General features: G+C 58.6%; 14 protein-coding genes and 1 other RNA gene. 4 read left to right on the top strand and 11 right to left on the bottom strand.

The annotated features are described in order from the left end of the window. Positions 1-354: 354 nt before the first annotated feature. The 5 genes from ssrA to ftsE all read right to left on the bottom strand — a co-directional run bounded on the left by ssrA (position 355) and on the right by ftsE (position 3,283). Positions 355-735, bottom strand: a transfer-messenger RNA (tmRNA) gene (ssrA, locus tag RAE07_RS10755). Positions 736-797: 62 nt separating this feature from the next. Further along, positions 798-1,154: a DUF488 domain-containing protein gene (locus tag RAE07_RS10750; protein WP_317001806.1), complete on the bottom strand. Its 357-nt coding sequence runs from the start codon at positions 1,152-1,154 to the stop codon at positions 798-800. After that, positions 1,147-1,650, bottom strand: coding sequence for an SsrA-binding protein SmpB (gene smpB / locus RAE07_RS10745; protein ID WP_005322310.1), 504 nt, complete (start codon positions 1,648-1,650; stop codon positions 1,147-1,149). The genes RAE07_RS10750 and smpB overlap by 8 nt, the downstream gene beginning before the upstream one ends. 44 nt (positions 1,651-1,694) lie before the next feature. Next, positions 1,695-2,597 (bottom strand): permease-like cell division protein FtsX, encoded by a 903-nt coding sequence (gene ftsX / locus RAE07_RS10740; protein WP_239208852.1) that lies wholly within the window; start codon positions 2,595-2,597, stop codon positions 1,695-1,697. Beyond that, a complete protein-coding gene (gene ftsE / locus RAE07_RS10735) occupies positions 2,594-3,283 on the bottom strand; it encodes a cell division ATP-binding protein FtsE (protein WP_239208854.1) in 690 nt (229 codons plus the stop codon). The genes ftsX and ftsE overlap by 4 nt, the downstream gene beginning before the upstream one ends. A gap of 109 nt (positions 3,284-3,392) precedes the next feature. Here ftsE and RAE07_RS10730 point away from each other — a divergent pair, with 109 nt between their 5' ends. After that, on the top strand, positions 3,393-5,012 hold the full coding sequence (locus RAE07_RS10730; RefSeq protein ID WP_317001805.1) for an AbgT family transporter: 1,620 nt from the start codon (positions 3,393-3,395) through the stop codon (positions 5,010-5,012). An 83-nt stretch (positions 5,013-5,095) separates the two neighbouring features. Here RAE07_RS10730 and prfB read toward each other — a convergent pair whose 3' ends face one another. After that, complete coding sequence (gene prfB, locus RAE07_RS10725) at positions 5,096-6,199, bottom strand: peptide chain release factor 2 (protein ID WP_239208858.1); 1,104 nt, start codon at positions 6,197-6,199, stop codon at positions 5,096-5,098. Positions 6,200-6,259: 60 nt separating this feature from the next. Here prfB and RAE07_RS10720 point away from each other — a divergent pair, with 60 nt between their 5' ends. Together RAE07_RS10720 and hisN are read left to right on the top strand one after the other, a co-directional pair. Further along, positions 6,260-7,096: an inositol monophosphatase family protein gene (locus RAE07_RS10720; protein ID WP_023020827.1), complete on the top strand. Its 837-nt coding sequence runs from the start codon at positions 6,260-6,262 to the stop codon at positions 7,094-7,096. Next, on the top strand, positions 7,089-7,871 hold the full coding sequence (gene hisN / locus RAE07_RS10715; protein ID WP_023020826.1) for a histidinol-phosphatase: 783 nt from the start codon (positions 7,089-7,091) through the stop codon (positions 7,869-7,871). The genes RAE07_RS10720 and hisN overlap by 8 nt, the downstream gene beginning before the upstream one ends. Here hisN and RAE07_RS10710 read toward each other — a convergent pair. From RAE07_RS10710 to RAE07_RS10695, 4 genes are all read right to left on the bottom strand, one after another. Next, the gene (locus RAE07_RS10710; RefSeq protein WP_023020825.1) at positions 7,868-8,128 is read right to left on the bottom strand and encodes a hypothetical protein; all 261 of its coding nucleotides are present in this window, start codon (positions 8,126-8,128) and stop codon (positions 7,868-7,870) included. The two genes, hisN and RAE07_RS10710, sit on opposite strands and share 4 nt — an antisense overlap. Beyond that, positions 8,125-10,047, bottom strand: coding sequence for a ferrous iron transport protein B (gene feoB / locus RAE07_RS10705; RefSeq protein ID WP_316327614.1), 1,923 nt, complete (start codon positions 10,045-10,047; stop codon positions 8,125-8,127). Before feoB ends, RAE07_RS10710 begins: the two co-directional genes overlap by 4 nt. Then, on the bottom strand, positions 10,047-10,292 hold the full coding sequence (locus RAE07_RS10700) for a FeoA domain-containing protein (protein WP_084279013.1): 246 nt from the start codon (positions 10,290-10,292) through the stop codon (positions 10,047-10,049). Before RAE07_RS10700 ends, feoB begins: the two co-directional genes overlap by 1 nt. A gap of 259 nt (positions 10,293-10,551) precedes the next feature. Then, positions 10,552-11,640, bottom strand: coding sequence for a S1 family peptidase (locus RAE07_RS10695; RefSeq protein ID WP_316327616.1), 1,089 nt, complete (start codon positions 11,638-11,640; stop codon positions 10,552-10,554). Between the two features lie 149 nt (positions 11,641-11,789). On the opposite strand from RAE07_RS10695, the gene RAE07_RS10690 reads away from it, so the two are divergent. Further along, the gene (locus RAE07_RS10690) at positions 11,790-12,233 is read left to right on the top strand and encodes a DUF1990 family protein (RefSeq protein ID WP_316327617.1); all 444 of its coding nucleotides are present in this window, start codon (positions 11,790-11,792) and stop codon (positions 12,231-12,233) included. A gap of 67 nt (positions 12,234-12,300) precedes the next feature. On the opposite strand, the gene RAE07_RS10685 is transcribed toward RAE07_RS10690, so the two are convergent. Further along, a complete protein-coding gene (locus RAE07_RS10685) occupies positions 12,301-13,131 on the bottom strand; it encodes a kinesin (protein ID WP_317001804.1) in 831 nt (276 codons plus the stop codon). Positions 13,132-13,325 lie beyond the last annotated feature (194 nt).

Genomic DNA, 13,325 nt, shown 5'->3' with positions numbered 1-13,325 from the left:
GAACAAAATCAAATCATCGAACCAAGTCCGTACAAAATGTCACCATCAAGTAACCTCCCGGCTACCTCTCGGCGACTTGGATTAATGTAGTCCACCACAACCAAACAACACAAATCCCCAGGATAACGGGCATTATGGCAGAGTTTTACCTGGCTAAGTGGCACCATAGCTACTAATGTCTCAAGGAAACCTGCAATCGAGATGCTTTCTCCCATATTTGAAAGGCCTCTCTGGTGGACCGCCCCCTTTAGATGGACGATCCCAAAAATGGATTGGGGAGAGCGGGCAATTATCAGCAAGCTGACCACCGGGCTCCTTGCATGGAAAAAGGCCCCCGATTTCTCGGGGGCCTATCGGTGGAGCTGCCGGGAATTGAACCCGGGTCCTTCGTCACCTTGCCAGGGCTTCTCCGTGCGCAGTCCGCACAGGATCTCTGCTCGGCCCTCCGGATCGGGCGAACACGTCCGGATGATGGGCCCAGTCACCAGTAAGAGTCCCGACTGGTCCTGATGACCCGGCCAGCCGGCTAGTTCCTTAGTCGATGCCAGGTTCTAGGTCAGGAACGAAACCTAGGCTGACAGACACGCGTCGCTGTAATTAGGCAGCGAGGGCGTAGTCACGCTGAGAGTTCTTCTCTGCGTTTATTGGTTGCTACGACGCTTATACGGTGGTCGTTAGCCTGCACCGGCACGCTTCCCCTGGCTCAGTGCACGAAGTCGAAACCAAATCAACCCCATGCGGTAGGGACGGGATAGTGCATCTTCCCTACGGTTCGTATAACACTACCCCACCCACTTTTATTTCCTCAAGTGCTCCTCCAGCCACTCTTTAACGACCACCGCGTGATTGACCTTGCGGTTGGCGGCGGCGAAGAGAAGGGTGGCGTCGGCAAGCGCAAGCAGCTGGGTGAGCTCTTCGGAGTCATTGTCATCCAGCTCAGTCTTGTAGCGGCGGGCAAACTCGTCGAAACGATCCTCGTCGTGGTTCCACCATTTGCGCAGCTCCGGACTCGGCGCGACTTCCTTGAACCACTCTTTATAGTCTAGGTCGCTCTTAGCGACGCCCCGAGGCCACATCCGATCCACCAGCACCCCGACGCCTTCGATGGTGTCCTCACCCTTGACGACGTCGTGGACTTTCGCTGTCTTAAACATTGATGCCCTTCACGCGGCGGCCGAGCTCGCGGGAAATTTCACGGTCCTGGTCGCGGCGCTTAATATCCTCTCGCTTGTCATAGTCCTGCTTGCCTTGTGCCAGCGCAAGCGAAAGCTTGGCGTAGCCATTTTTGAGATAAACCTTGAGCGGCACCAGGGTTTTATTGCCATTGCGCACCTGGCCATAAAGTTTGTCGATCTCGCGGCGGTGCAATAAAAGCTTGCGGGTGCGCCGCGGGCTGTGGTTCGTCCACGAGCCCATGGAGTACTCCGGAATGTGGAGGTTCCGCAAGTACACTTCGCCATCGTCAATGGTGGCAAAGGCATCATTGAGCGAGATTTTCCCCTCCCGCAGGGATTTGATCTCGGTGCCGAGCAGGACGATGCCACACTCGTACTCCTCGAGAATTTTGTAGTCGTGCCGGGCCCGGCGGTTGGTCGCAAGCGTAGCCTCGCCGGATGCCGCCTTCTTGTTTTTCTTGCCCTTCTTAGCCATAGTTATGCCAGTGTAGTGCCCTTTTGACTGGCCCGGCAAACAGACTATTTGCGTACATATGACCGCAGGGTGATATGGGCCGTGATGGCGGTAACCACCAGCGCTAGCAGGCCGACGAGCGGGAGGGCAATCCAGAGATCGCCGGATTTCATAGGAGCCAGCAGCTGGGATTCATAAAGTCCCTGCAGGGACGGGTCCACCACTTGGGACTTACCCAAGAAGATGCCGGCTCCGCCGAGGAGTACACCGATGAGGGAAGCCAAGACTGCTTCCGTGACGAATGGCGCCTGCGTCATCCACCGGCTTGCGCCCACCATGCGCATGATCTCCGTTTCGCGAGTGCGATGGAATGCAGCAATTTGCACCATATTAGCCACCAAGAAGATGGCCGCCACAGACATCACGATAGCCAGGATGAAGGTGGCATTGCGGATGGAGTCGAGGTTGCTGGCGGCATTGCGCACCTCTTGCTGCTGGTCAACGACGTCCTCTACCGCTGGGTTATCCCGAATCGCATCGATTGCCGAGGCGTCTTCTGGGTCTACAAGCCGCACGTGGAATGCAGCCGGCAGCGCATCAGGGGAGGTTTGTTCCACCATCACAGGGTCGGTGTCTTGGAAAAGTTCTTTGAACCGCTCATAGGAATCTGCGCGGTTGCGGTATTCCACGGACTCGACGGAATCATCCGCCTCCAACTGTTCCTTGATATCCGCACAGGCCGGACTCGTACAGTCTGGATCCCCAGCAGAAATATCCTCATTGAGCTGAACCATGACCTCGACGCGGTCGAGATAGATTTCCTTGGTGTCCTTGGTCAGGTTGGTCACCATGATGCCGGCGACAACGAGCCCGACCGCAATCGCGGTAGTAATGATCATGGCGATGGTCATGGTCAAATTGCGGCCCAGACCCTTTGTGGCTTCGCGGAAAATAAATCCTAGCTTCATGCTTCCCCCTCGTATTGTGCGTCATGCTCATCGCGCACGAGCACTCCATTGCGTAGCTCCAGCACGCGCTTGCGCGCCTTATTGACGGCGCGGGCGTTATGGGTGGACATGACCACGGTGGTGCCGCGACGATTGATGCCCAGCAGCAAGTCCATGATTTCGTCGGCGGTGGCGGGGTCGAGGTTGCCCGTGGGTTCGTCGGCAAGCAAGAGCTTTGGCCGATTAACCACCGCACGAGCGATGGCTACCCGCTGCTGTTCACCACCGGAGAGTTCATGCGGATAGGCGTTGTGGCGATCGTGGAGTCCCACCAGCTCCAATACCTGCGGGACCGCGGTGGAAATGCGGTACTTACTCTTGCCAATGACCTCCAGCGCAAAGGCCACGTTTTGATACACCGTCAGCTTTGGAAGCAGGCGGAAATCCTGGAAGACGTACCCAATGGACTGACGCAGCGCGTTGATCTGCTTGCCGGAAAGCTCATTGACGTGGAAATCATCAAAGTAAATATCGCCTTCAGTTACGTTGCTATAGCGCACCATCAGCTCCAAGAAGGTGGACTTACCGGAACCGGATGGACCGATCAGGAAAGCGAATTCACCATCCGCAATCTCGAAAGACACCCCGTCAAGTGCTGGGCGGGACTCGGCGGAGTAGGCCTTAGTCACGTTGTCGAATCTAATCACGCGAATCACTGTAGCAACCAAAGTTGACACCGCGCTGTGAACTATATTTAAGTAATGTGGTCTAAGACACTAATTTGTTCCGACCCAATCGACAGAAAGTGCCGATACTATGGCCGAAACCGAAACTAAAGAAAAACCACGTTCTGCAAGCGGCTTCCTGGGCACTGTAGAAAAGATTGGCAATAAGCTGCCGGATCCGTTCTGGCTCTTCGTCATCCTCGCGGCAATCGTTGCTGTGACCTCCTGGCTGGGGCACCTCATTGGCATGAGCGCCGAGGATCCTAAGACAGGCGAGACCATTGAGGTGCAATCGCTACTGACCACCGAGAATATCTCGCGCATGGTTACTGACGCGGTGGAAAACTTCACCAGTTTCCCACCGCTGGGTGTCATCCTCGCCGTAATGCTCGGCGTGGCCGTGGCCGAACAGTCCGGCCTGCTTTCCGCCTTGGTGCGCGGCATGGTCACCAAGGTCAGTGCCAAGATGCTTACCTTCGTTGTGGCGTTGGCCGGTGTGACCGGCTCCCTGGCCTCCGATGCCATTTACGTCATCCTCATTCCGCTGGGAGCCATGGCCTTCCACGCGGTGGGCCGCTCCCCCATCGTGGGCGCGATGGTGGCCTTTGCGGCGTCGTCTGCCGGCTTTAATGCCTCGCTGATTCTGAATATCACCGACCTCCTGCTGGCGGGCATTTCTACCCCGGCCGCACAGTTTGTGGACCCAGAATATGAAGTCAGCCCGCTGGCCAATATCTTCTTCGTCATTCCCTCCGCTATTGTGCTTTCGCTCATCATTACCGCGGTCACGGAATTCCTCATGGTCACAAAGGCCCGCGAGCTGGTGGACCACGATCACATTAATTATGAAGAGGTGTCTTTTTCCAAGGCCGCCGGTGGGGCCGGCGCGAATGCAGAAGAGGATGAGGAGTACGACTTCACCGACGATGAAGAGGCAATGCGCATCAAGCCCAACGAACAGCGCGGTTTGATTGCTTCCGGCATCGCACTCGTGCTCTTCCTTGCCGCCTTCTTTGCACTCCTATTTATCCCTGGCTCCCCGCTGGCAAGCCAAGAGGATAGCTTCATGGAGTCGCCGCTCATTAGCGCCATCGCGGTGCCGATTGCCTTGGCTTTCTTGGTGTGCGGCATCGTCTACGGCCTAGCGGCAGGCACCGTGAAGTCTTTTGCTGATGTACCGGAGTTTATGGCCAAGGGCATCGAGACCCTTGTCCCCATGCTGGTCCTCTTCTTCGCGGTGGCACAGTTCCTCGCCTGGTTCGAGTGGTCCAACCTCGGCGTATGGACCGCTATTAAGGGCTCCGAGCTACTTCAGCACTGGTCCCTGCCGCCGTTGCTCATGTTCGCCGCGCTGGTCGCCATGGTCGCACTGCTTAACCTCTTCATCACCTCCGGTTCCGCCCAGTGGGCGCTGATGGCCCCGGTCATCGTGCCGATGATGATGTATGTGGGCGTCTCACCTGAGGTTTCCCAGATGCTCTTCCGTATCGGTGACTCCCCAACGAATATCATCACCCCAATGTCACCCTACTTCGCTCTGGCGTTGACCTTCTTGCAGCGCTACTACAAGCACGCGGGTGTGGGTACTTTGATGTCGCTCGCTCTGCCCTACTCGCTGTGCATGCTGGTGGGCTGGTTCATCTTCTTTGTCATCTGGTACCTCATCGGCATTCCGCTGGGACCGGGTGCACCGATGGACTACGTGGGTTAGGTCCATAAAGATCAGGCCGAACTGAGGATTTTCTCCCCTCAGTTCGGCCTTTTTGCGTTCAGTTCAGCCCGATCAGTATGGACTTAAGCTTGGTCTTCTTGTTGCTGCATGCGCCAGCGAATTCCGGATTCTAGGAAGCCATCGATATCGCCATCGAGCACCTTGGATGGATCGCCCACCTCAAAGTTGGTGCGCAGGTCTTTGACCATCTGGTACGGGTGCAACACGTAGGAGCGCATCTGATTGCCCCAGGAGGCGTTACCACCAGCGCCCAGAGCGTCAAGCTCGGCCTGCTCCTCTTGGCGCTTGCGCTCCAAGAGCTTTGCCTGCAGCACGCGCATAGCCGAGGCCTTATTTTGAATCTGCGATTTTTCGTTCTGGCAGGTGACCACGATTCCGGTGGGAATGTGGGTCAGGCGCACCGCGGAGTCGGTGGTGTTGACGGACTGTCCGCCAGGGCCCGAAGAACGATAAACATCGACGCGCACATCATTGTCCGGGATATCGATGTGGTCGGTCTGTTCCACCACCGGCAGGACTTCCACCTCGGCGAAGGAGGTCTGGCGTCGGCCTTGATTATCAAAAGGCGAGATGCGCACCAAGCGATGCGCGCCTTGTTCCACGGAAAGCTGGCCGTACATGTACTCACCATGGACTACGAACGTGGCTGACTTGATGCCCGCTTCCTCCGCATAGGAAATGTCATATACATCCACCTTGTGGCCGTGCTTTTCTGCCCAGCGGGTATACATGCGCATAAGCATTTCAGCCCAGTCCGCCGCATCCACACCGCCGGCACCAGAGCGAATATTGATAACCGCCTCACGCGGGTCATACTCACCGGAAAGCATGGTGGTGACCTCTAGGGATTCGATGGCGGACTCCAGGGAATCGAGCTCCTCGTCTGCCAGGGAAGAATCCCCTTCCTCTTCCGCAAGTTCGTACATGACGGGCATGTCCTCGAGACGCCCGCGCAGCGCTTCTAGCTTGCGAACCTTCGCCTGCGCTGCGGAAAGCTCAGAGGTGACCTTTTGGGCATGTACGGGGTCGTCCCACAGGGATGGATCCCCGGCCTGGGCCTCTAGTTCCCGAATGCGGGCAGCCAAAGCCTCTGGGTCCATGACCTTCTCAATGGTGGTCAGGGTGGATTCTAGTTGCTTGAGCCGTGCTGTTACTTCGGGACGCATAGGCCCCAATCCTACCCACCGGGCCATCACAATTAGCCATCGGCCGCGTTTAGGGTGACAATGGTGGGCATGGATCAAAAGCCGAGCTTGCAGGAGATGATCGACGCGGTCATCAAGACCTTTATTGTCGCGCATGCGGATGACGGGGATGCGCACCTTGCGCAGGCCCTCGTCTATAACGCCGGACGCTTGGCGTGGCGCCTGCGCGAGATGGGCGTTGACGTGGAGCAAAAGACTTCCATCTCGGACGTTGTCACGGATGCAGACCGCGCGGCCGAGCGCTTCGTCGCGGGCGTGCTCGAGGCCGTGCGCCCGGAGGACGGCATCCTGGGTGAGGAGGGCGCCGCCCGCGAATCCCAGTCCGGCCGCACCTGGGTCATTGACCCAGTCGATGGCACCTACAATTTCTCTTCCGGCTCCGATTATTGGTGCTCTGCCCTCGCGCTTGCCGACGCCACCGGGATCACCCTCGGCGCCGTCCACCGCCCCGCCATGGGTTATACGTGGTTCGGTGGCCGCGACTACCCCACTTCTCTGGACGGCAAAGAAGTTTCCCGCCTTGCGGCTCAGCCAGCCAAGCAGATTTCGCTATCTACCTATTTGCACCCGACCTCGCTGATGGATGCGGATATCCGCGGGGCATGGCAGCGCGTGGCGGAAAACTTTGCTACAGTCCGTATGCTCGGTGCCGGTTCTGTTGACCTGTCCTCCGTAGCCGATGGCACGTGGGGCGCATGGATGCAGCATTCGGTAGCGGATTGGGATTGGTTCCCCGGCAAAGCTCTCGTTGAAGCAGCCGGTGGTGCCGCCCGCAAGGTAGAAGCCGGCGGTGTCGAATGGTGCCTCGCCGGCAATAAATTGGTAGTGGATCAGATGGAGGATTGGCTCCGTGGGTAAGTTCAAAGAAGACTTGGGCCTCGCGCTCGAGCTGGCGGGCCATGCCGATGTGGTAACCATGCATCGTTTCGAGGCCTCGGATCTTTCCGTTAAGGAAAAGCCGGATATGTCTCCCGTATCGGATGCGGACCTCACCTGTGAGAAGCAAATCCGCGAATCCCTCAAGCGCTCCCGCCCGCGCGATGAGGTGCTGGGCGAGGAATACGGCGGCGAGGCCTGTTATAAAGGCCGCCAGTGGGTCATCGATCCCATCGACGGCACCAAGAACTTCGTGCGTGGCGTGCCCGTATGGGCCACGCTCATTTCCCTCTTGGAAGACGGCGAACCGGTGGTATCCGTCGTCTCCGCTCCCGCCCTGCGCCGCCGCTGGTACGCGGCCAAGGGCGCGGGTGCCTTCCGCGTGTTCGGCGGCGAGCCGAAGCGTTTGAGCGTTTCCCACGTAGAAAAGCTCTCCGATTCTTCGCTGGCGATGAGCTCGCTTACCGGATGGGCTGAGCGCGGATTGCGCGATAAATTCCTCGCGCTAACGGATAAAACGTGGCGCCTGCGCGGCTACGGAGACTTCTGGTCCTATTGCCTCGTCGCCGAAGGCGCAGTAGATATCGCCGCCGAACCGGAGGTTTCCCTGTGGGACCTCGCTGCGCCCTCGCTCATCGTGACCGAGGCCGGCGGTACCTTCACTGACCTTGAAGGAAACCCCGGCCCGCATGGCGGATCCGGCGTAGCCTCCAACGGACTGCTTCATAAGCACGCCCTCGCCGCGCTACAGGGCTAGGGTCTTCTCCGCAGCTGGAGCAGCACCGGACCGCGGTGCTCGGTAGCTGCAGCGGAACAACCACCCGCCTGCGCGCAACTGCCGCAGCCGCCGGTGGGGCACGAAGTGAGCGATTCACGCACCAGCTCCGCCGTGCGTTCGAGGTGGGCGAGGATGATTTCCACGGTCCCCTGCCCTAACCCAGTAGCTTTTGCAATGTCAGCCGGGTTGGATTTTCCCTGTTTAATGGCCTCCTTGACCTGCTCCGTGGGGCTCATAGGAAGACCTTGAGGACTTGGAAAACTCCCACCGCCAGGATCCAGGCGGAGCCGAGTTGTAGGGCGAAGCCGATGAGTGTCCACTTCCAGCCTATTTCTCGCCGCTGCGCGGCTACCGTGGCTACGCACGGGGTGTAGGCCAGCAGGAATACCATGTACGCCCATACTGCCGCGAGCCCGTGCCCGCCAGAGGCCGCATCAAAATCAGCGCGGATATGGCTGGCCAGTGGGGATTCTGCTTGCTCTTCCGGTGCATCGTCAGTGACGTCTTCGACTGCGTACGTCTGTGCCCACGTGGAAATGAGGGTTTCCTTCGCCACGAATCCGGTGACCAAGGGTCCGGTCAGCGACCAAGAACCAAAGCCTGCCGGGGCAAAGACGGGAGACATTGCCTGAGCAACGGCACCATAGGCGGAATCCTGTGGCGGCACTGCCTCTTCGTTAAAGGAGTGCCCGCCGGTGACCGGGATGGACATGAGCAGCCAGATGACTACCACCGTGGCCACGATGATGCCGCCGGCGGTATGTAAGAAGCCCTTGAGGCGCACCCACATTACTGAGATGGTGAGTCTAAAGGTGGGCAGCTGATAGGCCGGAAGGTCGATAACGAGGGCTTCGGCCGGCATGGCCCGCCACACCGTGCGGCGCAGCGCCAGGCCTACCAACACCACCAAAGCGATGGACAGCACGTACATGGCAAATACCGCGGAACCGGCATGAGCAGGGAAAAATACCTGTGCCAGCATCATAAATACGATGAGACGCGCAGAGCATGAAGTAAAGGGAATAAGCAGGCAGGTGAGGATGCGGTGGCGGACGTCGCCAAGCACGCGCGTGGCTGAGATAGCCGGTACATTGCAGCCATAGCCCACCACGATGGGGATAAAAGCCTTACCCGGCAGCCCGATGGCGCGCATCACGCGGTCAGTGACCACGGCCGCGCGCGCCATATAGCCGGAATCCTCCAGCACCGCCAAGCACAAAAACATCAGCGCAAGAAGCGGCGCGAAGGTGAGCACCATGCCTACGCCACCGATGAGACCATCCACCAACAAGCCTGTGATCAGCCAGTTATCCGGGAGGATGCTGCGCGCAGCGGCGGAGACGGGGCCGGTGATGAATGCTTCCAATCCGTCCTGTAGCGGACCCGCGACAGTAGTGGTGATGAAGAAGACCGCCCACATCACCGCCAGAAACAGAATCGGCCCGAGCACTGGGTGCAAGACTAGGCGGTCCGCGCGGTGGCTGAGCGGTTCGCCAGTATCCGTCCGTGAAACGGCAGCCTTTTCCGCCGCGTCCAAATCCACAAAGCGCTGGTCTAGGTCAGCATTGGGCCGGATGGTCCGCGGATCAGTGTGCATTGCACGGGCAACCTCGCGCTCGAGCGCATCCAAGTTTTCACGCCGCCGACCGTTAACGCTGACCACCGGGATGCCCACCTCGTGTGAAAGCGCGGACGTATCGATGCTTATGCCCTGCTGCTTGGCGATGTCCTCCTTGGTCACCCCAATCACTACCCGGTATGGGTGCTCCGCAATCTGGAAAGCGAGGTTCAGTCCGCGCGCCGGCGCAGTGGCGTCCACGAGCACCACAACCACATCGGGGCGCTCACACGGCGGAGCCTCCACGAGCATATCGCGGGTAAATTCCTCGTCTGGGCTCATTGGATCCAATGAATAAGCACCAGGAAGATCAATGATGTCAAAGGCCTCTGGCTGCGCATTCCACAAGCCACGGCTTATCTCAACGGAGGTACCTGGCCAGTTTCCGGTCTGCACCTTCGCTCCGGTTAGCGCATTGAACAAGGTAGATTTGCCGGAATTTGGAGCCCCGACCAATGCGAGGACCGGCGTTCCCTCCTTCGCAATGCGCATCGAGGAGGTGGAATGGCAGCTCGGCGCAGCGGTTTTCCGTGCCATTATGCTGCCACCGGGATGACTTCGAGCTGGCGAAGAGTAGCCGCATCCACCGCATAGTGGGCGGTGCCTACGGTAACTAGGCGCGCGCCGCCGGCTACCTTGCGGCCGATCTGTACGCGCACACCTGGGCGGAAACCTAATTCCCGCAAGCGCAGCGCCAACGCCGGCCGCTCGTCGATGGCGTGCTGCAAGCAGCACTCAGGAAGTTCCACCAAAGCGTCTACCGGTGCCTGATCGGCGCGCATACACTCGGATTTTTCGCACCCCGGTTTGCGCCGGGTGCGGGACAATAAAGACAGCTGCAACATCGCGCGGTTACCTCAGTTCTCTCTGACCGGACCATGCCGGTGATATTAGCCACACCTAAGTAGCTACTAGATAAGGCTAACCTTAGTCCGCCTAAGCTTTTCACACAAGCGCCGATTAGTTATGATTATCGGCACCGGGCAGGGACGCAAAAAGCCCGCTCCCCGAGCTGGGGAGCGGGCGAATGCCTCAGTACAGCTAGTCTTCAGGCAGCGTGAAACCGGCACCTACGCCACCGCGGCGGTTCATATCCGCCAAGACCGCATCCATATTGGTGGCAGCGGTCGGGTTATGAACCGGCCCCTGCAATGGGGTACGGCACGGGAAATTCACCGGCAGGAATCCACCGGAAATGGAACCAATGAGGCGGCCATTGACGAGCAACGGCGCACCAGAATCACCCATCATGGCGCAGACTTGGTTTACCTGAATCTTCTTTGCCTGCTGATAGGTAATACCGCAGGTCTTGCCGGTGGCAACGCCCTGCTTGCACACCTGCTGGCCCGGTTTGACGTCACCGCCTAGTTCATTGACAGTTACGCCATTGTAGGAACGGGACACCTTAGCCTTGGAGCCGAACTCAATAACGGCGTAGTCCAAGTCCTCGTTCTTGGACACCACGGTGCCCGTCGGGCCGATTTGCTCCGAATCAGCGGAGGTAACTGAATCGCCCACATTGCCGCAGTGCCCGGCGGTAAGACCCACCTTGCGGCCACCATTATCGTTGCCTGCCGCGGTCAGAGTGCACATCGTCTTGTCATTGACGTAGAGCGGGGTGCCTGGACCATAGAGGGACTCACCCTGATTCATGGCTGCAACAGACTCTTCTGGAATGCGTGGGGCATCAAACATGGAACCCGGCACACGGTGCAGGACGTAATCAGCCTGTGGCTTTCCGGCGGCTACCTTGGAAAATCCATCGTTTTTCCACTTATAGTTCGGATTGGTTCCCTTCGGTTTAAACTCCGGCTGGGTAGCCTGCTCCGCTAGACCGATGGGATTCGGATTAGTCATCGGCTCCGCGTACTGTCCTTGCTGCAGGTTCTGCTGCACGGCTTGCTGCGCGTTGCGCACAGAGGAATCCACGGCATCGGTAACATTCTTATCCACCTGCGGGGTCTGGATGCCGACCCCCGCTAGGTTATCGCGGACCTGGTTAATAATCCCTGCGGAGTCGAAATCCGGTTGGGGCAATTCCTGGGCGCCTGCGGCCGGGGAACCCAGGAAAAACGCACCAGCGAAAGCCGAGCCCACCAGGACTTTCTTAAGGTGCGGAATGCGAAGCATCAAGGTACCTACTTTCAGTTGTCAACATCGTGCAAGCTCGATAGTGGCACGAAAGAATTGTGGAAACAGCAAACTCTTGTGACTGTGTCCAAGCCGTTATATTTCTTCCAGACTTCGGGGGTGATCACCCCTCCCCTATCATGGAGAACATGCCCACACCGCTGTCCTATTCTGATGTCTCCGACTTTCCACAGCTGCATATGTCGCGGGTTATCGATGCTGACTTTGACGCCGCCGCACACCGACTTTTCCGCTGGTCAATACAACGCAGCGGTCTTTTCCGTGTCCGCCCGACCCATGAGGTTGTGGAGCTCGGCGCGGAGGTTACCCTCGGTTTGGGGCCATTGAATTTTCGCTGCCGGGTTGTCGATGTCTTCCACGAAGACGGCCGCTGCGGGTTCACCTATGGCACCTTGCCTGGACACCTCGAGCGCGGCGAAGAAACCTTCACCCTTGAGCGCCTGCGCGATGGCCGCACACTGCTGCTTATCGACGCCGCCTCCGAGCCCTTCCTCCCCTTCCTGCGCCCGCTCGTGGACGTGCCGAGGCGCCTGCTTATCAACCGGCTATATCTCCACGCCTTGGACGAATAGCAGGATTGTATATACGACTAAAGCCGCCTTCCCCAACCCGGGGAAAGCGGCTTAAACTCGGCGCTGGTTAATTCTTGCGCTTGTCCTCAATGGACTCGCGTGCATCGCGCACAGCGCCCTTAACGCGGTCAAAGAAGCCACCCTTCTTCGTGGACTCCTCCTGGTACTCATGTGCCTTGTCTTCCACGAATCCCTTCGCCCGCTGGAAGGCATCACCTACGGCGCTGCCTGCCTCCGATGCTTTCCCCTTCAGCTGGTCAAAACGCTCATTGCCAGCCTCGCCAGTAACGTCATCCGCCTTGTCACGGTCCTCACCGGACATCTCTGGATCTACATCCAGATCATTGACAGAGGTTGGGGTCTCGCCCGAGGCTTCCAGATCAATGTTTGGCTGCTGTGGGACAGAACCAATGTGTTCTTCCTTCGCCTCACCTACGATGTGCTGGCTCGGTGCATAGTCCGCGTTGTTCTCATCCAGCGCTTCCTGCAGGTCCGGCTGCTGTGGGGCAGAACCAATGTGCTCTTCCTTTGCCTCACCTACGATGTGCTGGCTCGGTGCATAGTCCGCGTTGTTCTCATCCAGCGCTTCCTGCAGGTCCGGCTGCTCTGCGGCCTTGCCAACATGTTCTTCCTCCGCACCAGCGACAACGTGGTTCTGGGGCTCATACTTGCTTGCGGTGGGCTCATCTCCGTCCGCAGATGGCTTACCGACCGGCTTGGACAGGCCGGCAGCACCTGCGGCGCCTGCCGCTGCAACGCCGGTACCCGCAGCGGCAGCGCCTGCGCCGGAATGTGCGGACTTATTAGCCTTGGCCGACGAAGACGCGGTGTCTTCAGACGCTAGGTACTTATAGTCATTGCGATCCAAGTCAACCTCGTGGCCTAGGTTATTCGCCATTACTACGTACTCCTTTAGATAGATTTATCTTCTCCCCTCTAGGGTTCCAGAAAGTTGGGAAGCATGCACGAAAAACTTTGTCGGGGGCATCCCATTCCAGCGGCGGAAACGAAACGTACATTGCAGCCACGTTCTGACGAGGATTGCGGCACGCATAGACAAAACGGGCTTGCACTAGACAAATGCGCCTGCTG

The sequence above is a fragment of the Corynebacterium nasorum genome (assembly GCF_032821635.1).
Taxonomy (GTDB): Bacteria; Actinomycetota; Actinomycetes; order Mycobacteriales; family Mycobacteriaceae; genus Corynebacterium; species Corynebacterium kefirresidentii.
This window is presented reverse-complemented; position numbering and strand designations above follow the sequence as displayed.

Excerpts from the sequence above, each read along its gene's own strand:
- RAE07_RS10750 (WP_317001806.1), bottom strand. The coding sequence starts at position 1,154 with ATGTTTAAGACAGCGAAAGTCCACGACGTCGTCAAGGGTGAGGACACC.
- smpB (WP_005322310.1), bottom strand. The coding sequence starts at position 1,650 with ATGGCTAAGAAGGGCAAGAAAAACAAGAAGGCGGCATCCGGCGAGGCT.
- ftsX (WP_239208852.1), bottom strand. The coding sequence starts at position 2,597 with ATGAAGCTAGGATTTATTTTCCGCGAAGCCACAAAGGGTCTGGGCCGC.
- RAE07_RS10730 (WP_317001805.1), top strand. The coding sequence starts at position 3,393 with ATGGCCGAAACCGAAACTAAAGAAAAACCACGTTCTGCAAGCGGCTTC.
- prfB (WP_239208858.1), bottom strand. The coding sequence starts at position 6,199 with ATGCGTCCCGAAGTAACAGCACGGCTCAAGCAACTAGAATCCACCCTG.
- RAE07_RS10720 (WP_023020827.1), top strand. The coding sequence starts at position 6,260 with ATGGTGGGCATGGATCAAAAGCCGAGCTTGCAGGAGATGATCGACGCG.
- RAE07_RS10710 (WP_023020825.1), bottom strand. The coding sequence starts at position 8,128 with ATGAGCCCCACGGAGCAGGTCAAGGAGGCCATTAAACAGGGAAAATCC.
- feoB (WP_316327614.1), bottom strand. The coding sequence starts at position 10,047 with ATGGCACGGAAAACCGCTGCGCCGAGCTGCCATTCCACCTCCTCGATG.
- RAE07_RS10700 (WP_084279013.1), bottom strand. The coding sequence starts at position 10,292 with ATGCGCGCCGATCAGGCACCGGTAGACGCTTTGGTGGAACTTCCTGAG.
- RAE07_RS10695 (WP_316327616.1), bottom strand. The coding sequence starts at position 11,640 with ATGCTTCGCATTCCGCACCTTAAGAAAGTCCTGGTGGGCTCGGCTTTC.
- RAE07_RS10690 (WP_316327617.1), top strand. The coding sequence starts at position 11,790 with ATGCCCACACCGCTGTCCTATTCTGATGTCTCCGACTTTCCACAGCTG.
- RAE07_RS10685 (WP_317001804.1), bottom strand. The coding sequence starts at position 13,131 with ATGGCGAATAACCTAGGCCACGAGGTTGACTTGGATCGCAATGACTAT.